General features: G+C 70.6%; 15 protein-coding genes, 1 other RNA gene and 1 pseudogene. 10 read left to right on the forward strand and 7 right to left on the reverse strand.

What is annotated here, in order from left to right; all coding sequences use genetic code 11:
* Nucleotides 1-42 precede the first annotated feature (42 nt).
* The 5 genes and pseudogenes from ABZ552_RS20785 to ABZ552_RS20805 all read left to right on the forward strand — a co-directional run bounded on the left by ABZ552_RS20785 (nucleotide 43) and on the right by ABZ552_RS20805 (nucleotide 3219).
* Nucleotides 43-261 carry a DUF2191 domain-containing protein gene (locus tag ABZ552_RS20785; RefSeq protein WP_159840266.1) on the forward strand — a complete coding sequence of 73 codons (219 nt, stop codon included), beginning with the start codon at nucleotides 43-45 and terminating at the stop codon, nucleotides 259-261.
* A complete protein-coding gene (locus ABZ552_RS20790; RefSeq protein ID WP_281874697.1) occupies nucleotides 258-659 on the forward strand; it encodes a PIN domain nuclease in 402 nt (133 codons plus the stop codon). Before ABZ552_RS20785 ends, ABZ552_RS20790 begins: the two co-directional genes overlap by 4 nt.
* Nucleotides 660-902: 243 nt before the next feature.
* Nucleotides 903-1352, forward strand: a complete 450-nt coding sequence (locus ABZ552_RS20795) for a hypothetical protein (RefSeq protein WP_281874698.1) — start codon at nucleotides 903-905, stop codon at nucleotides 1350-1352.
* A gap of 13 nt (nucleotides 1353-1365) precedes the next feature.
* A pseudogene (gene pip / locus ABZ552_RS20800) lies at nucleotides 1366-2313 on the forward strand (prolyl aminopeptidase); the annotation flags it as partial.
* A 45-nt stretch (nucleotides 2314-2358) separates the two neighbouring features.
* The gene (locus tag ABZ552_RS20805) at nucleotides 2359-3219 is read left to right on the forward strand and encodes a CHAD domain-containing protein (protein WP_357439287.1); all 861 of its coding nucleotides are present in this window, start codon (nucleotides 2359-2361) and stop codon (nucleotides 3217-3219) included.
* Nucleotides 3220-3241: 22 nt separating this feature from the next.
* On the opposite strand, the gene ABZ552_RS20810 is transcribed toward ABZ552_RS20805, so the two are convergent.
* Together ABZ552_RS20810 and ABZ552_RS20815 are read right to left on the reverse strand one after the other, a co-directional pair.
* Nucleotides 3242-4693 (reverse strand): RNB domain-containing ribonuclease, encoded by a 1452-nt coding sequence (locus ABZ552_RS20810; protein ID WP_281874699.1) that lies wholly within the window; start codon nucleotides 4691-4693, stop codon nucleotides 3242-3244.
* A gap of 15 nt (nucleotides 4694-4708) precedes the next feature.
* Nucleotides 4709-5041 (reverse strand): hypothetical protein, encoded by a 333-nt coding sequence (locus ABZ552_RS20815; RefSeq protein WP_281874700.1) that lies wholly within the window; start codon nucleotides 5039-5041, stop codon nucleotides 4709-4711.
* Between the two features lie 435 nt (nucleotides 5042-5476).
* Between ABZ552_RS20815 and ABZ552_RS20820 the strand changes: the two genes are divergently transcribed.
* Nucleotides 5477-5848: a hypothetical protein gene (locus tag ABZ552_RS20820; protein WP_281874701.1), complete on the forward strand. Its 372-nt coding sequence runs from the start codon at nucleotides 5477-5479 to the stop codon at nucleotides 5846-5848.
* A gap of 95 nt (nucleotides 5849-5943) precedes the next feature.
* Here the strand turns inward: ABZ552_RS20820 and rnpB are convergent.
* Nucleotides 5944-6358: RNase P RNA component class A (rnpB, locus tag ABZ552_RS20825), an RNA gene on the reverse strand.
* A gap of 36 nt (nucleotides 6359-6394) precedes the next feature.
* Here rnpB and ABZ552_RS20830 point away from each other — a divergent pair.
* The 3 genes from ABZ552_RS20830 (at nucleotide 6395) to ABZ552_RS20840 (ending at nucleotide 8474) form a co-directional block, all read left to right on the forward strand.
* Entirely contained in the window at nucleotides 6395-7282 is an 888-nt protein-coding gene (locus tag ABZ552_RS20830) for an alpha/beta fold hydrolase (protein WP_357439113.1), read from the forward strand.
* Nucleotides 7283-7400: 118 nt separating this feature from the next.
* On the forward strand, nucleotides 7401-7964 hold the full coding sequence (locus tag ABZ552_RS20835) for an NUDIX domain-containing protein (protein WP_357439116.1): 564 nt from the start codon (nucleotides 7401-7403) through the stop codon (nucleotides 7962-7964).
* Between the two features lie 48 nt (nucleotides 7965-8012).
* Nucleotides 8013-8474 (forward strand): GNAT family N-acetyltransferase, encoded by a 462-nt coding sequence (locus ABZ552_RS20840; protein ID WP_281874704.1) that lies wholly within the window; start codon nucleotides 8013-8015, stop codon nucleotides 8472-8474.
* 7 nt (nucleotides 8475-8481) lie between these two features.
* Here ABZ552_RS20840 and ABZ552_RS20845 read toward each other — a convergent pair whose 3' ends face one another.
* From ABZ552_RS20845 to ABZ552_RS20855, 3 genes are all read right to left on the reverse strand, one after another.
* Entirely contained in the window at nucleotides 8482-9366 is an 885-nt protein-coding gene (locus tag ABZ552_RS20845) for a hypothetical protein (RefSeq protein WP_357439119.1), read from the reverse strand.
* Complete coding sequence (locus ABZ552_RS20850; RefSeq protein WP_357439121.1) at nucleotides 9363-9950, reverse strand: GNAT family N-acetyltransferase; 588 nt, start codon at nucleotides 9948-9950, stop codon at nucleotides 9363-9365. Before ABZ552_RS20850 ends, ABZ552_RS20845 begins: the two co-directional genes overlap by 4 nt.
* Nucleotides 9951-10300: 350 nt before the next feature.
* The gene (locus ABZ552_RS20855; protein WP_281917005.1) at nucleotides 10301-10750 is read right to left on the reverse strand and encodes a hypothetical protein; all 450 of its coding nucleotides are present in this window, start codon (nucleotides 10748-10750) and stop codon (nucleotides 10301-10303) included.
* An 82-nt stretch (nucleotides 10751-10832) separates the two neighbouring features.
* On the opposite strand from ABZ552_RS20855, the gene ABZ552_RS20860 reads away from it, so the two are divergent.
* Nucleotides 10833-11651 (forward strand): helix-turn-helix transcriptional regulator, encoded by an 819-nt coding sequence (locus ABZ552_RS20860; protein WP_357439123.1) that lies wholly within the window; start codon nucleotides 10833-10835, stop codon nucleotides 11649-11651.
* Between the two features lie 7 nt (nucleotides 11652-11658).
* Here the strand turns inward: ABZ552_RS20860 and ABZ552_RS20865 are convergent, their stop codons facing one another.
* On the reverse strand, nucleotides 11659-18912 hold the full coding sequence (locus ABZ552_RS20865) for an amino acid adenylation domain-containing protein (protein ID WP_357439126.1): 7254 nt from the start codon (nucleotides 18910-18912) through the stop codon (nucleotides 11659-11661).
* Between the last annotated feature and the right edge of the window lie 79 nt (nucleotides 18913-18991).

The raw sequence follows: 18991 nt of genomic DNA on the forward strand, positions 1-18991 counted from the left end.
TGATATACTCGCTTATATCCGTATATCAAGGGAGGTGCAGCCATGTCGCGGACCATAGTCGATCTCGACGACGGCGCACTGGCGTTCGCGCAGCAGCAGCTGGGCACACGAACCAAGCGTGACACGATAAACCGGGCATTGGCCATCGCGGCGGGCCTGACCGCGGACGATCGCGCCCGCGGCTTGGCCTGGCTGCAGGCCAATGCCGAGGAGATCCTGGACTTCGACGTGCTGGCGGGCGAGGAGCGGTCCCGGCGTTGACCTACCTCGCCGACACCTCGGCCGTGTGGCGGCTGCTCCGTGGCCAGGTGCACGACCCGTGGCCGCGCCAAGTGGCACAAGGACTCGTCGCCGTCTGCCCGCCCGTCGAAGCCGAACTCATGGTCTCCGTTCGGTCGGGCAAGGACTTCGAACCGTTCTTCGCGGTGCTGGGCCGTACGTTCGGCTGGTATCCCGCGCTCGACGATCCGTGGCGTCACGTGCTGGCGGTGCAACGTGACCTGATCCGAATCGGCCACCATCGCGGGCCGTCGCCGATGGACATCGTCATCGCTCTCACCGCGCTCGAACACCACCTGACGCTCCTGCACGCGGATGCCGACTTCGAATCCATCGCAAAGGTACGACCAGAGCTTCCGATGATCCGCGTCGATCGCTAGCTCCGACGGCGCGGAGGACTTCAGGCGCGCAGTCAGCGCTCCACCTGCCGAATCAACTGCGCCGGTTGCGGACCGAGCCTGGACGACACTCTTCGTCCCGTCGGTGACTTGTGCATACCGCGCGGTCCGAGCTGCGCGCGCGGTTGCGCTGAGCTATTCCCACCGAAAACGGCCGGTTCGGGCCGGTCGGCGAAATCAATGGCAGACTCGATGCCGACAATACCGACACGACCAGAGGTACCCATGCCGTACAGCCGTTGGATTTCACGCAGCACCCTGCTGGTGGCGGGCGCTCTCGCCGCCGCGGCGTTGACCGCTTGCGGCAGCGACTCGGGACCGGCCCCCACCGGCAGCTCGAGTTCGACCACGGCGTCGGCCACCGCCACGCCGGGCACCACCGCGGGCCGCACCACCCCGGCGAGCCCGGAGATCTCCGACGCGGCCGCGACCCAGCTGTGCGACATGATCCGGCCGGAGCTGTCCAACTGGCGAATCCAGGGCGGGACCCTGGGCAAGATCGGCCTGAACGCGTTGGTCCACGAGTGGGCGCTGCGCAACGGCGGCATCAACGCCGCGGTACTGGCCGACAAGCCGATCGTCGACCGCGCCACGATCAAGGCCTGCCCCGACGTGCGCCAGCAGGCCGTGGAGGCGCTGGGCATCCCGGATCTGGCCTCTGGTCTGGCGTTCTGAGCCGGGCGGCCGGATGCGTACCCGCTACCCCGCGATCGAGCCCTACGCCTCCGGCATGCTGGCGGTCGGCGACGGCCAGTCGGTCTACTGGGAAGTCAGCGGCAATCCGGACGGCAAACCGGTGGTGTTCCTGCACGGCGGGCCGGGCGGCGGCACCGCGCCGTTCCACCGGCAGTTCTTCGATCCGGCCGCCTATCGCATCGTGCTGTTCGACCAGCGTGGTTGCGGCCGCTCCACCCCGCACCTGGCCGACGGCGCGAGTCTGGAGCACAACACCACCGGTCATCTGATCGCCGACATCGAGGCGCTGCGCGAACATCTCGGCATCGACCGCTGGCAGGTGTTCGGCGGCTCGTGGGGTTCCACGCTGGCGCTGGCCTACGCGCAACGGCACCCCGAGCGGGTGACGGAATTGGTGCTGCGCGGCATATTCCTGTTGCGGCGCAAGGAAATCGACTGGTACTACAACGGCGCCGCGGGCTACGTCTATCCGGACGAGTGGGAGAAGTTCCTCGCGCCGGTGCCCGAGGACGAACGCGACCAGGATCTGGTCGAGGTCTACCACCGGCTGCTGCACTCGCCCGACGAAGACATCGCGCGCACCGCCGCGATCGCCTGGTCCAGCTGGGAGGGTGCGACGAGTTCGCTGCGGCCGCAACCGGATCGGGTGACCGAGACCTCCGAGCCGCGATTCGCGCTGGCCTTCGCCAGAATCGAGAACCACTACTTCCGCCACGGCGGGTTCCTCGACGAGGGCCAGCTGTTGCGCGACATCGGCGTGATCTCGCACATCCCCGCCGTGATCGTGCAAGGCCGCCACGACATCGTCTGCCCGGCCGTGAGCGCGTGGGAGCTGCACCGGGCCTGGCCGGGCTCGGTCCTGCACATCGTCGACGACGCCGGGCACGCGGCGAGCGAGCCCGGCATCACGCACCACCTCGTCGAAGCGACCGACCGATTCGCGAAAGCGGGGGTGGGCACGGTGCTCACGGCCGGGAACGCACTGGTGGACGCGCTGCGGGAGGACATCGATCGGCTCTTGGCCGCCGAGCCCGAGGTCCGGGCAGACGCACCGGATTCGGTCCATCAGATGCGGGTGGCCACCCGCAGGCTGCGCAGCGTGCTGCGGTCCTACGGCAAACTGCTGGTCAAGCAATCGGCCGCCGAGATGGGCGCGGAACTCAAGTGGCTGGCCGGATTGCTCGGCGCGGCGCGGGACGCGGAGGTGCGCGCCGACCGGTTCGCCGCGCTGCTGGCCGAGCACGCCGAGCACGCCGACCCGGCCGCCCTCGACGCCGTCACCGCGCGTCTGGCGCAGGCCGAACGGGATCGTTATCGCGCGGCGCACGACGATGTGCTGACCGCGCTGGACGACGCGCGTTACCGCGCGTTGCGGGAAGAACTGTCCGGATGGCGCACCGATCCGCCCTTGCGCCACTCCCGCGCCGCGGCGTCCGCGACGGACGTCTTCGGGGAAGTGTTGCGCCGCGACCTCGACCGGGTGCAGAACCTGGTCCGCGCCGAGCCCACCGTCGACCCGAGCGAACGGGTGGAACTGCTGCACGACATCCGCAAGAGCGCCAAGCGGCTGCGGTACGCGTGCGAGGCGGCGGAGCAGGTGCTCGGCGAGGAGGCCGCCGAGCGCGGCAGCCGCGCCAAGAAGCTGCAAACCGTGCTCGGCGATCACCGCGACGCGGTGGAATCGCACGCCGCGATCCGGCACCGGGCGACCGAGGCGGTAGCGGCAGGCGAGGACGCCGGGCTCTACGAGGTTCTCGCGGCGGCGGAGGACGCCGCGGCCGGGCGTGAGCTGAGCCGCTACCCGGCCACCGCCGCCGCCGTGTTCGAACAGGTCATCACGGGGTGATCCGGCGGCGCGCCGCTCCCGTTCACGCAGGGTAGGTGAAGGACACTTTGCGCTCCGCCGGGTCGGCCGACAGCAGCCGCACCCGCACCGCCTCGCCTTCCGGTGGTTTTCCCACGCACGGCCCGAGCACCGGTGGGTCGGCGACGAAGACCACCGCCGGCCGGTTGCCGTTGGCCTCGCGCACCACGACGGCGTCGAACTCCGCACCGATCCGCCGCGCCAGCACGCTCGACTCGGTCAGATCGATGCAGGCGCGCTCGATTTTGCCCGCGACGCTGTCGCTGCGCCGCATGGCGTCGGCCGCGCCCGTCAGCCCGTCCCGCACCCAGCGCGGCACCTCGGCTCCCGCGCAGCGGGCGAGGCAGATCTCGGTCGCGAACCGGTCCGACAACCGCCGCAAAGGGGCGGTGACGTGCGCGTACGGGGCCCCGATCGCACTGTGCCGCAGGGTGTCGGGCCCGGGCGGCTCCCCGGCCGCGCCGTCGACCACGGTGTAAGACGCTCCGCGCAGTAGGGTGGTCGCCTCGGACATCAGCACCAGCGCCGCGGGCGTGCCGGGGTCCAGCCGGGCCAGCATCTGCCCGACCGGTTCGTCGGCGGACCAGGCCACGCCCAGCGCCTGCGCGGTCCGGCGCATCGACTCGAGCGCGGGTTCGGAAGGGGGCGGCATGGTGCGCAGCAGCGCGACTCGCTCCCGGGCGGGCGCGTCCCCGTCCAGCATGATCCGCGCCGCGCACATGCCGGTGAGCAGCGAGACCTGCTCGTTCCAGTCGTCGGCGGCGGTGCGCGGTTCCACCACCAGCCGCCAGTGCCCGTCGGCGTGCTCGTCCTCGATGATGGTTTGCGCGGGCAACCGCAGCCCGATCGCGCCGCGCGCCACCCCCGCCTCGATGCGCCGCGTGCCGAATTCCGGCAGGGCCGCGATCGAGGGATGCAGGCTGCCGGACTCCGCGTCGGCCTGCACGCGCAGGTAGTCGAGCCGGGCGCGGGAGCGCACCAGCGCACGGACCACCGAGAACCGCACCGGTTCGGCTTGGTCGTCGAGCTCGATGGTCCACAGCGCGGCCGGACGCGGCTGGTCGGGAAGCAGGCTCGCGGAATTCTCCGACAGCACCGGCGGGTGCAGTGGAACGGTGCCGTCGGGAAGATAGAAGGTTTGCCCTCGCGCGCCGGACTCTTTGGCGAGCGCGCCGTCGGGGTAGATCACGGCACCCACATCGGCGATGGCGTAATGCACGGTGAAACCGCTGGGAGTGCGTTCGATATGCAGGGCCTGGTCCAGATCCATGGCCCCGGGCGGGTCGATCGTCACGAACGGGATGTCCGTGCGATCGACCCGGTCGCCCGCGAACGCGTCCACCGCGTCGCGGGCCTCCGCGCTGGCCTCGGCGGGATACGCCGAGGCCAGGCCGAACTCCGATCGTATGGCGCCGAAATCGATCGGTGCCGAGACGATCCGCTGGTGGAGTTCCACGCTTGCGCGCCGGTCCTACTGCAGCGCCAGCATGGTGCCGTTCAACTGGTCGAACGGCCCGTAGACGGTGAAGGTGACCCGGCCACCCGGGACCGAGGACGACACCTGAGCCGCGGCGTCCAGCGCCTCGCCGAAGGAGGCGGCGGACGGATGCGGCAGCCCGGCGAGAGCCAGGCCGACGTGGTTCTGGTGAACCCATACCGTGTCCGCGGGACTCAGGTCGACCTGAACCCCACCCGGCAGCGGGGTCACCGCGACCGCGCTCGCCGAACCCGCACCCAGCACCGCAAAAATCGAAGCGGCGCCCGCGACCAATGCGCCGGCGACCATGGAGCGAACTACTCGCATATGTATTGAGACCTGCTTTCCCGCGATCGAAGAACGAAGGGCCCGGTGCTGCCCCGCATCGGGCCTTGCCAACGGCGACTACTTTATGACGTCGATCACGCTCAGGGCCAGTTCCGAACGAATCGGGCAACGGAAATTCCGGCCGCGCGACATGAGCGAGGTCGCGCTGCTAACGTGGCCCGCCGTGACGGGCGTCCGGTTCGCCCGCGCCTTCGGAAATGTCCCACACGTCGACAATTTGGGAGCTTCACGCCTATGTCATCGATTTTGTACGACTACCTGTTGCCTCTGCTGGGCCCCGAGCAGGCCGCGTACTGGGCTCAGGTTTTCGTGATCAACCCGGTCTGACCGCGCGATTCTTTTTCCCACTACTCGTCGCCTCCCGTTCACCTCACGGGAGGCGACGGTGGTCAGAGCCCGCTAGCATGCCGCCTCGTGACAAGAACTACCGCCGCTATCGCGGCCAGTGCCACCCTCTTCGCCCTGCTCCTCACCGGTTGCGGCGAGGACAAGACCAGCGACGCCACCTCGTCCGCCACCACGACGGCGGCGCAGGCCGCCGCCCAGGTCGACAGCGTGAAGGCGGGCGCGTTCCTCGTCAGCTTCCGCGGCGCGTTTCCCAAGCTGGCCGAAGGCAAGGACGACGCGAAGATCGCGAGCATCCTGACCGAGACCTGCGGGGACATCAAAGCGGGTAAGTCCGAGGACGACGTCGTCAAGAACATCACCAAGCGCGCGGGCGGCGCCACCCAGCCCAGCGCCGAGGAAGCCAAGGCGATCTACCAAATGGCCAAACTCATGTGCTGACCCCGGCCTTCAGGCGTGCTTCGCATACCCGATCGATTTCCCGCGGCACGGAAACTCCGAGGCTTCGGGCAGGGGCGCGAAGCAGCCCCGGCGGGCGGACGAGTTGGTCTGTAAGCCGGATCCTGTCCCCGGCCCTGGGGCCGGGGGGCGGCCATCCATCTGGGCACTCCGTCGCCGGGTGCCTCGAGCGGTCCACCCGCAGGCTCGGGCGAGCAGCCCTCGAACGCCTGCGCAGCCGCACCGCGGACGGTGCGACCTTCGACCTTGCTCCGGGCGGGGTTTACCCAGCCGCCCCGGTCACCCGGGGCGCTGGTGCGCTCTTACCGCACCGTTTCACCCTTACCCACGGCCGCGAGGCCGTGGGCGGTTTGTTTTCTGTGGCACTTTCCCGCGGGTCACCCCGGGTTGCCGTTAACAACCGCCCTGCTCTGTGGAGTCCGGACTTTCCTCGGCGCCGGGCGGCGGCACTGCCGTGCCCGTTCCCGACGCCGCGGCCGCCCGACCAACTCGTCCGCCGTCCCAGGATACTGGGTACGGTTGGTGGCCATGGAACGTGTCGAGGTCGGCTTCCCCTCCGGAAGCGAACAGTGCGCGGCGTGGCTATATCGCCCGGACGGCGCACCCAAACCCCGCCCGCTAGTGGTGATGGGACACGGCCTGGGGGCCAATCGGGAAATGGGACTGGATCGGTACGCGCGGCGATTCGCCGCCGCGGGAATAGCGGTCCTGGTTTTCGACTATCGGCATTTCGGTGCCAGTCAGGGCACACCACGCCAACTGCTGAGCATCGGGCGCCAGCGCGCGGACTGGCATGCCGCCATCGCGTACGCGCGCACGCTGCGCGGCATCGACGCGACCCGGATCGCGTTGTGGGGCACGTCTTTCGGGGGCGGTCACGTGCTGTCGGTCGCGCCGGACGACGCCTACCTCGCGGCCGTGGTCGCGCAGGTGCCGTTCACCAGCGGTCTGTCCTCGGCACTGGCCAAGGGGCCGATCAGCTCCATCAAGGTCGCCACCATCGCCGCAGCCGATCTGCTGCTCGCGCCGATTCGGCGCAAGCCGATCGGGATCCGGCTCGCCGGACGCAAGCGCGCCGCGGCGCTGATGAGCGCGCCCGATGTGCCGGACGGCTTCCGCAGGCTGACCGACGAGAGCGAGACCTACGAGCCGAAAGTGGCTGCGCGAGTGGCGTTCTCCGCGCTCTTCGACGCACCGGGGCGACGCGCGAAAGCCCTGAAGATGCCGGTGCTGTACGCGCTGTGCGACGACGACTCCGTGGCGCCGGTGAAATCGGCGCTGCGCGCCGCCGAGCGCACCAAGCACGCGGTGGTGAAGCGTTATCCCGCCGGGCATTTCGACATCTATTTCGACGAGGTCTTCGAGAAGGCGGTTTACGACCAGACCGAATTCCTGGTGTCGGTGCTGCGACCCTAGGTGGTCAGCGGCCCGGTGCTATGCCGCCGGGCCGCACCTCGGTGCCGCGCTGATCGAATTGCGAAAGAGCCCGCGTCGAGCGGAAAACCTGTCGGTGCCCGGCGCTACAGTCCGTACCGTGCATTCCGCCGTGGTAGCCGACATCGTCCGCCACATCGTCCCGCTCGACGGGCTCGAGCAGCAGCACATCGACACGACGCTCGCCTGGCTCGCGTCGACTCATGACATCTTCCGGCGGATCAAGCCCGCCACGCCGCCGCGGCATCTGGTCTCCTATGTCGTCCTGGTCGATCCGCACGCGCGGGCGGTGCTGCTGGGCGAGCACCGCCGCTCCGGATTGTGGCTGCCGACCGGCGGGCACGTCGATCCCGGCGAGCATCCGCTCGAGACCGCCCGGCGCGAAGCGGCCGAGGAGATCGGCATCCAGGCGCGGTTCGACGTCATCGGACCCGATCCGCTGTTCCTCACCGTCACCACCACGGTCGGCTCCGACCCCCACGAGGACGTCAGCCTCTGGTACGTCATCCGTGGCGACCGCACCCACTACCACGCCCTCGACCCGGGCGAGTTCGATGGCGAGCGTTGGTGGGGCATCGCGGGCGCTGTCCTTCCCCACACCGACCCTCACCTCGGACGATTCCTCACCAAACTCGACGGCGCGCTCGGGCGGCGCACCGGCTGAGACCGCCCCGAGTCGACGGAGCCGGCCGATGCTGTCACGATGGCGCGGATGATTGTCAGGCTTGCGCGGGAGGACGACCTCGCCGGTTTCTCCGAACTGGCGGGTCAGGTCGAGCACTGGTTCGGCGCGGCCGCCGACGACGCCGAATTCCGTGCCGCCGTGCTGCGGCACGTGGAGCGGGGTACGGCGCTCGTCGCCCGGTCCGCGGGCGCGGAGGTGCTCGGCGGCCTCCTGTTCGGGCCGAAGCCGCCGATCTACCGGGTGCGCTGGCTGGTCGTCGCGGAACAAGCGCGCGGGCACGGCATCGGGCGGACCTTGATCGCGGACGCGATCCGCCGGTACGTCCCCGCCCCGGGCACGCTCGAAGTGGTCACCTTCGGTCCTGATCATCCCGGCGCGATCGCCAGCGGTGCGCGCGCGTTCTACCAGAGCATGGGTTTCCATCCCGCGGAAGACGCGGCTCCCGGTCCGGAAGGCGGTTCTCGGCAGGTCTATCGACGTCGCGTGTGAGGGCGGGTCAGCGCCGGCGGAACGCGCGCCAGAGGATGAACGCGAGGGTGGAGGCGGGAATGGCGGCGAGAATCGGCTTGTCGCGCAGCGTCTCCAGCAGTGTGCGGCCCGGACGGGTCACCGGTCCGGGGATGCCCGCGGCGCCGCGTTCGGCTGCCGCGGCGGCCTCCGCCTCGACTTGTTCGGCGCGCTCGGCGGCGCGTCGAACCGACTCCGATATCGGTGTCTCCCGCCGGTCGGCGTCCTCGGCCGACTGCCGTGCGGTGGATCCTGGCTCCGTGGTTGCTGCCGCGCCGGCGGAGACCGCTTCCGCAGCCGCGCTCTCCGGGGCCTGCTCGGAAACCACCGTCTCCGGCTCGCCGCCCGTACCGGCGGCACCGCCGAACTCCGCCGCCGCGTCTTCCGAGATCTGCGCCGAACTCACCGTCTCGGTCTTGCCGCCCGCAGCGGCCGACTCCGCCGCGCCCACCGGACGCGAACTCACGGTCTCCCGCTTCCCCGCGGTACCACCGGCCTCCGCAGCCGCAGTCTCCGGGGCCTGTGCCGAAGTCACCGCTTCTGATTCGTCGTCCGCACCGGCACCGCGGAACTCCGCCCCCGCGTCTCGCGGATCCTGCTCCGAGGTCACCGTCTCGGGCTCCGGCGCGGCACCGACGGCGCCGCTGGCCTGCACGGCCGCGTCCTCGGGGACCTGTGCCGCACCGGGTGTGCCCGTGCCGTCGCCGCGGTCCTGGCCGGGCGTGTCCGCCGTGGGGTCCCCGTTCCGGCTCGTCCCGGCCGCACCGCTCACCGCGCCCGCCGCACCGTGGGACGGCTGCCCGATCCCGGAGGACCCACCGGCGGTGCCCGGAGCGTCGTCGGTCCCCTTGTCCGCGGGTTTGCGATCGTTCATGGCTGTCTCCTGTGCTCGGCGTCGCGGTGCGGGACGGACGTCTCGGATGCCGTCGCCGCCCGGATACCCTGCGGATGCACGGGCAAACCGGACCTCGGAGGCCGCCATTCCATCTCGAATTCCCGGCGCGGATCGCCCGGGGCGATCGGCCCACCACCCCCGGTCCGCACGAAGCCGTGGCGCAGGTACAGCCGCTCGGCGAAGGAATTGTGCTCGGCGAACTCCAAGCGGACGACGTCGTGCCCACCCGCGACCGCCCAGTCGAGCACCGCGCGGACCAGCCGGTCCGACACACCGGTCCCCCGCGCCCGCGGCGCTACCCACATCGAGATCACATGCACGCCACCGCGTTCGGGGTCGGGCATGCCCGCGACCGTCCCCACCGCGTCACCGCCCGACTCGGCGACGAACTGCGCCCGATCCGACAGCGCGCGCCGCCAGTCGCTCTCGGTGCGGGCCTGCGCCTCGGCCAGGGTGGTGCCGAAGAACTGCGGAGCGTCGGTCAGCGCCGCGATCCGGACGCGCCGGAACAGCGCCCAGTCGTCGGGCACGAGCAATCTGATCGCGTGTGTCGAGACGTCCATCCGAATGTCTCTACCCCGATCGCCGGACTCCTGCATAACGGAAATAGGCGACGCGGTCGAGGACGGAGGCGCTGTCCACGCCCCCCGGTCGGCGATCCTCGTGTCCTGGAACTCGGTGCGCAACCGCCGTGCCGCCTGCCGCCGGTCGCCATCACCGGGATCGGCGGCCGAGAGCACCTCGTCCAAGCGCAGCCCAGCTCGCCGATGTTCAGCTCGCTCATCGTGTTCAGGTAATCGCCCGGTACGTCGATCACCGTGAACCGGCGGGCCCCGTACTGCTTCCAGCCGTTGTCGGCGCTGTCGAACATGCTGCCGACGGTCTTGTTCGCCAGTCGGTACGCGACCGCCGCTCACCCGAGTCTGCGCAACCCGGCGAATTCCAGTCCGGCGAAAGTAGCGACCACCGCCGCGCCGACGAGCAGGAACGCCAGGCCGAGTCCGGTCAGCGCGAGGATGTCCGATCCCGCCAGTCCCGTCATCCCCGCGGCCGACAGCACGTTGACCGCCACGACCACCTGCGCGTGGCGTGCGGGCACCTCGGGGCGCCGGGCGATCGTCAGTAACGCGAGCGCCCCACCGAGCATGACGACGCCGAACGCGATGCTCCAGCCGATCGGCAGCCCGAGCGGGTCACGCAGCAGTCCCGCTCCGGCGAGCAGCAGCCCGCCGAAGATTCCCGTGCTCCAGCCGTCCACGCGCAGCGCGGAGCGCAGGAACGCGGCGCCGTCGCGGCGGGCCAGGGTGGATCCCATGTCGTCCTCCAGTTCATCGATCTGCCGGAGCCCCGTCGGCTCCGGCACCAACCCTGCTGACCGAAAGTGGCCGTCTCAATAACCTCGGAGGTCATGGCGGCACCGCGCGATAGGGTGCTTAGCTGGTCGAATGACATCGGTGCGGACACCTTCGCGAGCGGGCATCCTGCTGCGCGAATGGCGGCAACGGCGCAGGCTCAGCCAGCTCGATCTGGCGCTGGCCGCCGACACCTCCGCGCGGCACCTGTCGTACCTGGAGACCGGCCGGGCCGCACCGAGCCGGGCGATGGTGCTGCGGCTGTGCGAGACGCTGGAGGTGCCGTTGCGCGAACGCAACACGGTGCTGGTCGCCGCCGGTTTCGCGCCCGCTTACCGGGAGAGCGGCCTGGACGACGCCCATCTCGCGTCGGTCCGCGCCGCACTGGACACCATGCTGACCGCGCACCAGCCGTATCCGGCGGTGGTGATCGATCGCCTGTGGAACGTGGTGGTGGGCAACGCGGCGATGAGCGTGCTGATGGACGGCGTTCCCGAGCACGTGCGCGCGCCGCGACCGAACGTGTACCGGCTGGTGCTGCATCCGGACGGGCTCTCGGCCCGGTTGGCCAACCTCGCTCAGGTGCGCGGACTGTTCCTGGAGCGGCTGGGCAGGCAGGTCGGCGCGAGCGGTGACGCGGAACTGGCCGCACTGTACGAGGAGGTGTCGGCCTACCCCCATCCAGCCGGAGCGGGCGGATCGGAAGCGGAGGCAGGCGCGCCGCCGAGCCCGTTCGAGGTGCCGATCCGGATCCGGACGCCGGTCGGCGAATTGTCGATGTTCAGCACGATGGCCACCTTCGGCGCGCCCGCCGACGTGACGCTGTCGGAGCTGGCCATCGAATTGTTCTACCCCTTGGACGACTTCACCGCGGCCGCGCTGCGCGAGGCGGCGGCCGCGGCGAACGCGTGAGCGACGCTCAGGCGTCCAGCATGGTTTCGTCCCACTCGCGATCCAGGTCCGGGTCGGCGGCGGAGAGCACCTCGTCCAGGCGCAGGCCCAGCTCGCCGATGTTCGGTTCGCTCATCATGTTCAGGTGATCGCCCGGCACGTCGATCACCGTGAACCGGCGGGCCGCGTACTGCTTCCAGCCGTTGTCGGCGCTGTCGAACATGCTGCCGACGGTCTTGTGCGCCAGGTCGACGCCCGGCGGCAGCCCCTCGGTCGCGCGCAACAGCGTGATATCGCGGTCGTACGGCGCGAGCTTGTAGTCCAGCATCGCCGAGTAGTTGGCGTAGAACACCTCGTAGAGCCGCCGGATCGCCTGCGGCGAGCTGTCGGCGGGCAGGATGCCCGACCGCACCGACTCCGCCAGCATCGCCGCGAACAACTCCTCGGAATTGTGCACGTCGGGCTCGAAATCCACCAAGGCGGACCGGCTCCCGCGCGCGTACCACAGCAGCTCGAGAAAGAACCACCGGATGAGTTTCTCCTCCGGGATCGGCATCCGCGTGCGAGCGCGCAGCGCCATCGTGTCCAGCAGCGTCACGCTGGACACCTCGTGCTCGGGAAGCTGCCGGGCCATCTCCAGGGCGACGTAGCCGCCGAACGACCAGCCCGCCAAGTGATACGGGCCGGTCGGATGAACCCGTCGTACGGCCTGCAAGTACGACTCGGCCATCGCCGGGATGGTCTTCTCCGGCGCGCTACCGGGATCCGCGCCCGCCGCCTGCAACCCGTACACCGGTCGATCGGGGTCCAGGTACCGCGCGAGAGTCAGGTAGCACAACACGTTTCCGCCGATCGGGTGCACCAGGAACACCGGCGGCTTGGCACCGCCCACGCTGATCGGCACCAGCGGGTCGAACGTGCGCCGGACGTCGCCCGCCCGCACCAGCGTGGCGAGCCCGGCGGCGGTCGGCGCGCCGATGAACGCGTCCAGCGGCACCTCGACGCCCCATCGGCGCGACAACGCCATCACCACGCGCATCGCGCCGATCGACGTGCCGCCCGCGGCGAAGAAGTCGTCGTCGACGCCGATCGCGCGCAGTCCCGCGTACTCGGCCAGCAGTTCGACCGCCGACCGCTCGTACTCGTCGGCGGGCTCGCGCCGCGCCGACACCGAATCCGTGGCGTCCTCCCCGTAATCGCGCAGCGTCGCGTCGTCGCGCTTGCCGCTGGGCGTGCGAGGCAGTTCGTCGAGCCAGACGAACCGGGTGGGCACCATGTGCGCGGGCAGCATCGAGCGCAGATCGTGCCGCAGCGCGGCCAGATCGGTCTGCTCGGCCGCGCCGACCAGGAACGCGATCAGCGAGCCGTCGATGCCGCCGAAACCGCGGGCCACCACGGCGGCCTCGGTGATGCCGGGGAACTTCTCGACCAGGCCCAGGATGCACAGTTCCACTTCGGCCGGCTCCACCCGGAAGCCGCGGATCTTGACCTGGCTGTCGCTGCGGCCGAGGCAGACGATGTCGCCGGAGAACAGCCGGACACCGAGGTCGCCGGTGCGGTAGCGGATGCCGCCCGCGTGCGTGGCGACGAACCGCTGTGCGGTGAGCGCGGGCCTGCCCTCGTAGCCGCGGGCGATGCTGCGGCCGCCGAGGTAGATCTCGCCGATCACGCCGTCCGGCACCGGCCGCAGGGCGCTGTCGAGCAGTTCGACGGTGTCGCCGTCGACGGCGCGGCCGATGGGCGGCAGCGCGGGGAACTCGTCGGCCGGACCCGTGAGCGTGAACTTGGTCGCGACATGGGATTCGGTGGGGCCGTACTGGTTCTCCAGCACCAGGCCCGGCACCACTTTGCAGAGCGCGCGGATCTCATCGGTGATGCGCAGCTGCTCGCCGGAGGAGATCAGCACCTTGAGCTCGGTCGGGAACATCCGCCGCCCCACGGCGGCCTCGGCGAACGCCTGCAAGGCCACATACGGCAGGAACAGTCGTTCGATGCCCTCCTCCACCACCGTGTGCAACAACTGCTCGACGTTCGAGCGCAGATCGGCCGAGCTCACGCGCAGGGTCGCCCCGGCCGCGAGGGTGGTGAAGATCTCCTGGAACGACACGTCGAAACTCAACGGCGCCAATTGCAGTGTGCTCAGCAGGCCGGTGCCGGTGACCGCGCGATTCTGCCACTCCACCAGGGAGGTCAAGCCGCGGTGCGGCATCGCGACGCCCTTGGGCTCCCCGGTCGACCCGGACGTGAACAGCACGTAGGCCACCGCGTCGGGCGAGATGTGATCCGGCAGCGCGACCTCGGCGCCGGGCGCGGAGTCGTCGTAGGGCGCGGAGTCGTCGAAGAGCGCGGCACTGTCCAGCACCAAGGCGGCGTCGTCGACGATGTCGCGATAGGCGGTGTCGGCGATCACCCGGTGCGGGCGGGCGCGATCGATCATCAGATTCAGCCTGGCCCGCGGATAGCTGACGTCCAGCGGGACGCACGCGGCGCCGATCCTGGTCAGGGCGAGCACGAGCAGCACCAGCTGCGGGCGGCGCCCCATCAGGATGCCGACCCGGTCGCCCGGCGACACCCCGAGTCCCACCAGGCGCCGGGCCAGCCGATCGGAGCGCTCGATCATCTCGTCGTAGGTGACCGATTCGTCGTCACCGGCCAGGGCGACGCGGGCGGGGTTGAGCGCGGCCGCCTCGGCCACCAGCGTGCCCACGTCGCGCGCGGTCGCGGGACCGACGCCACGGTCGATCGCCCCGTCGGGATCGGCGACTATGCCGGCCAGCATGCGCAACTGGGTCAGCGCCACGGTCTCGCACTGCTCGGCGGTCAGCGTGTGATCGCCGTCGACCCGCAACCACATCCGGCCGTCGCGCGGGTCGGTGGCCGCGGTCACCAGCAGCTGGAAGTTGGTCTCCTCCCGCGCGTCGAAGTCCAGCAGGCGCACCCCGTCCAGCACCAGCATGGGCTGGAAGACGTGATAGTTGACGAAGTTGAACGCCGTCTCGAAGACCGGCCCGCCGTCGGCCAGGATCGACCGCAGCGGGTAGCGGCGGAACGGGTAGGCCTCGCGCTCGCGCCGGGCGAGCTGCTCCACCGCGGCGCGCCAGGTGGTCGCGGTCCGGTCCAACCGGATCGGCAGCGTGTTGAGGAACAACCCGGCCACGCGTTCGGCGCCGGCCCGGTCCGGGCGGCCGTGGCTCACCACGCCGGTGGTGACGTCCGTGCGGCCGGTGAGCGCCCGCAGCGCCAGGCAGTGCGCGGCCAGATAGACCGATTTCTCCGGAACCTGGTGGCGCGTGGCGAACGCCGACACCCGTTCGGCCAGCGCGCGCGGCACCAGGGCCCGGGCCTGCGGCACGCCCGCGACCACCGGCTGGTGCACCCCCAGCGCGGTGAGCGCGGTGGGTTCGGCCCCGGCGAGCGCGGTCCGCCAGTACGCGCGGGCCGCGGGGTCGTGCGCCGCGCCCTGCTCGGCCTGCGCGTACTCGGCCAGCACGGTGGCCGGATGCGGGGTGGCCTCCACCTGGGTCCGGGTCATGCCGAGGTGGTTGAGGTAGTCCAGCAGCAGTTCCAGCACCGACGTGGCGACGCTCCAGCCGTCCAGGATGGCGTGGTGGAAGCTCAGCACCAGGTCCACCGTGCCGACCGGTTCCTGCGGGCCGGGGCGGACGAACGCCCGGATGGCGAACAGCGGGGCCACCGAGATGTCGTACTGGGCGTGGGTGCGCTCTTGGAGATAGATCTCGATCAGGTCCTCGCCGTCCGCCTCGTCCATCGCCCCCAGGTCGACGATCTCGAGCTCGTAGGGCGGCGCGACGTGCACGATCTGCAGCGGGACCGAATGCCTGCTCAGTTCGAACGACGAACGCAGCGCGGGTTGCCGCCGCACCAGCCGGTCCACGGCCTGCCGGAATTGCGCTGTATCCCAGGGGATTTCGAGCCGGTAGCGGAACGCGTCCTTGTAGGTGACCGAGTCGGTGCGCTCGATGCTGTGATACAGCATGCCCAGTTGCAGGGCCGTCGCCGGAAAGGCGTCCTCGGCTTGGTGCAATGCCGCCCGGTCGATCAGCGGCACCGTCTGCAGGGGCGCCGCGACGAGCTCACGGTCGTCGCGCCGGTCATCGCGCACGACGCGGGCCAGCTCGGCGATGGTCGGCGCCTGGTAGAAGGCGTCCACGTCGAAGTAGAGCCCCGCGCGTTCGGCGGCGGTGCGCACGGCCAGCGCGAGGATGGAATCGCCGCCGTGGGTGAAGAAGTTGTCGTGCACGCCGATCGACTCGACGCCGAGCACGGTTTGCCAGACCTGCGCGAGCCTGGCTTCGACAGCGGTTCGCGGTTCGCGGCCGACGACCGGCTCGGCGCCGTGGCCGAGCACGAGGTGTTCGGCGAGCGCGCGCCGGTCCAGCTTCCCGTTGCGGGTCAGTGGGATGCGGTCCACCCGGATCAACCGGGAGGGCACCATGTAGCGGGGCAGCCGGGCCGTGAGCTGCTCGGCGATCCGCTCGCCGGAGACGTCCTCCCCGACGAAGTAGCCGACCAGTTGCACGCCGTGTGCCTCTGAGACTTCGTCCACCACGGCCGCCGCGCGCACCCCGGCGCAGCCCAGCATCGCGTTCTGCACCTCGCCGAGGGTGATCCGGTTGCCGCGGATCTTCACCTGGTCGTCGAAGCGGCCCAGGTACTCGAGGTTGCCGTCCGGCAGCCACCGCGCCAGGTCGCCGGTGCGGTACCGGCGGCGTCCCGGCACCCCGCGATCGTCGACGAACGCCGCCGCGGTCAGCTCCGGCCTGCCGCGATAGCCGCGGGCCACGCCGACGCCCGCGATGTTCAGCTCCCCCGGCACGCCGACCGGCACCCGGCGTCCGATGTGGTCGAGCACGAGCAGGTCGATGTTGTCGATGGGGCGCCCGATCGGCACCACGTCGAGCGGTTCGTCGGCGGGGCAGTCGAAGTAGGAGACGTCGACGGTGGCCTCGGTCGGGCCGTAGAGGTTCACCAGCTGCGGCGCTGTCGCCCCGGCCGCGGCGAAGACCGCGTGGAACCGGCGCACCAGCGCCGGCGGTAGCGCCTCGCCGCTGCAGATCACCCGGCGCACGCTGCCGATCCGCGCGACCGTCGCCGGATCGGCCGCCAGCTCGTCGACGAACGCCGCCAGCATGGAGGGCACGAAATGCAGCACCGTCACGGCGTGCGCGGCGATCGCCTCGGCGATGCGACGCGGATCGCGCTCCCCGCCCGGTTCCAGCAGCGCCACCCGGGCGCCCGTGATCGCCCACCAGAACAGTTCCCACACCGACACGTCGAACGTGACCGGCGTCTTCTGCAGGATGACGTCCGCCTCGTGCAGGGGGTAGCGCCGCTGCATCCAGACAAGGCGGTTCACCACCGACCGATGCTCGATCATGACGCCTTTGGGCACGCCCGTGGAACCCGAGGTGTAGATGATGTAGCTGAGATCCGCTGGATGCGAGACGTTTTCGATCCCGCGCGCCGGGACGGTGTCGGCGACCGCGATCCTGGTGACGCCCAGCTCGTCGAAGACCGCCCGATGCCGCTCCCCCGCCACGACGAAGCGAGCCCCGCAATCGGCGAGCACTGTCTCGATGCGGGCGGCCGGGAAGTCCGGGTCGAGCGGCACGTAGGCGCAACCGGCCCGCAACACACCGAAGATCGCGACGAGCATCTCGGTCGAGCGGGCCAGCACCACCGGCACGCATTCGTTGCCGGTCGCGCCCAGCGCGCGCAGCCTCGCGGCGAATCCGTCCGCCAGCGCGGACAATTGGGCGTATCGCAGCGGTTCTTCCCCCGACCCGGCGACCGGTTCGATCGCGATGCGTTCCGGATGCCGGGCGGCCACCTCGGCGACCAGCCGGTCGAGGGTGGTGTACGGGAAGTCCTCGCGCGGACCGGATTCGAACGCCGCGATGGCCGCCCGCTCGCGCGCGGGCATCAGCGGCAGCGCCGAGATCGGCTCCTCGGGCCGGTCCAGCGCCGCCACCAGCAGGGCGCCGATGCCGCGCACGACCGACTCCAAGGGGAAATTCTCGTCGAAGACGTCCCGGTCGTAATAGAGCTGAAGGTTCAGCGAGCCGTCGCGCGCGTGCTCGACGCCGAGGATGTTCAGCGCCTCGAGTACCGTGCCCGGATTGACGATGTCCAGGGTGCCGAGGATCTTGTCTAGGTGATCCGACGGCGGCATCTTGATGTAGGAGTACGCCACGTCGAACAGCGGGGGCGCCGTCGGGTCGCTGCTGAGCGCGCGGGCCAGGTCACCGTAAGGAAAACGCTCGTAGCGCTTGAGTTCCCGGATCTGCGCGGCGACCTCGGTGGCGACCGCCGACAGCGGTCGGGCGGGGTCGACGCGGATGCGCAGGGGCACCACGTTCGTGCGGTGCCCGGAGGTGCGGAAGGTCTCCGGGCTGTGCCGGTTGAGCATCGGGACCCCGATCACCACCTCCTCGGAGCGGTGGATGGTGGTCAGGTAGGCGGCCAGCGCCGAAACGGTGAACGCGAAGACGGAGAAGCCGGTGGCTCGGATGCGGTCCAAGAACGCCGGTTCCACGACCACGCGCTGCCGTCCCCGGTTGACGTCGGGCGTGCTCGCCCGGCCGGAGAACAGGGCGGGGACCACGCCTTCGAAGCGGCGCACCAGCGCGTCGCGATCGGCCACCCACTGCGCGGAGGACAGGTATTCCTCGTGCTCGGCGGCGATCTTGCGGTAGGTCGCGGCGCCGCGGTCGGTCTGCTCGGTCACCGGATCCGGCTCGGCGAGTTCTTCGAGCGACAGGTCCGTGCGACCGTAGGTGTCCACCAGGGCGCTCCACAGCGCGTTCACGCCCCAGCCGTCGATCATGGCGTGGTGCATCGCCACGTACAGGTGGAAGTGGTCGGGCCCGTCGACCAGCGCGGCGATCCGGAACGGCTGCCGCGGCGGCGACGGCGTCACGTTGGCCCGGTTCACCCAGTCGCGACGGGCCGCGGCGGGATCCGACGCCCAGCTGAGATCGACCAGCTCGACCTCGGGTAGCTCGTCGGAGACCCACTGCCAGAAACGACCCTCGGAGAACTCGAATCGCAGGCGCAGCGCGTCATCGGCGAGCAGGGCCCGGCGCACCACCGCCCGCAACCGGGCCATATCGAAAGGCTCGTCCAGAAACGCGCAGTAGGCGTTTCGGGTGACCGGCGCCGGGGCATACCGGTAGGCGACGGACAGCACATCGCGCTGGTACGCGCTGACCGGCCAGGCTTCGGGGGGTCTCTCGGAAGTAGCACTCGGTTCGAATGTCACAGTCACTCCTATCGCGACAGTCGCGGCACCGGCCGTGCGCGGATCTAACCAAGCCCACCCTGATCGCTGACACGCAAAG

The sequence above is a fragment of the Nocardia sp. NPDC019219 genome (genome assembly GCF_040632645.1).
GTDB lineage: Bacteria > Actinomycetota > Actinomycetes > Mycobacteriales > Mycobacteriaceae > Nocardia > Nocardia sputorum.

What these genes read in the sequence shown, in the direction of transcription:
- ABZ552_RS20785 (WP_159840266.1), top strand. Translation starts at nt 43, where the DNA reads ATGTCGCGGACCATAGTCGATCTCGACGACGGCGCACTGGCGTTCGCG.
- ABZ552_RS20795 (WP_281874698.1), top strand. Translation starts at nt 903, where the DNA reads ATGCCGTACAGCCGTTGGATTTCACGCAGCACCCTGCTGGTGGCGGGC.
- ABZ552_RS20860 (WP_357439123.1), top strand. Translation starts at nt 10,833, where the DNA reads ATGACATCGGTGCGGACACCTTCGCGAGCGGGCATCCTGCTGCGCGAA.
- ABZ552_RS20830 (WP_357439113.1), top strand. Translation starts at nt 6,395, where the DNA reads ATGGAACGTGTCGAGGTCGGCTTCCCCTCCGGAAGCGAACAGTGCGCG.
- ABZ552_RS20815 (WP_281874700.1), bottom strand. Translation starts at nt 5,041, where the DNA reads ATGCGAGTAGTTCGCTCCATGGTCGCCGGCGCATTGGTCGCGGGCGCC.
- ABZ552_RS20845 (WP_357439119.1), bottom strand. Translation starts at nt 9,366, where the DNA reads ATGAACGATCGCAAACCCGCGGACAAGGGGACCGACGACGCTCCGGGC.
- ABZ552_RS20840 (WP_281874704.1), top strand. Translation starts at nt 8,013, where the DNA reads ATGATTGTCAGGCTTGCGCGGGAGGACGACCTCGCCGGTTTCTCCGAA.
- ABZ552_RS20850 (WP_357439121.1), bottom strand. Translation starts at nt 9,950, where the DNA reads ATGGACGTCTCGACACACGCGATCAGATTGCTCGTGCCCGACGACTGG.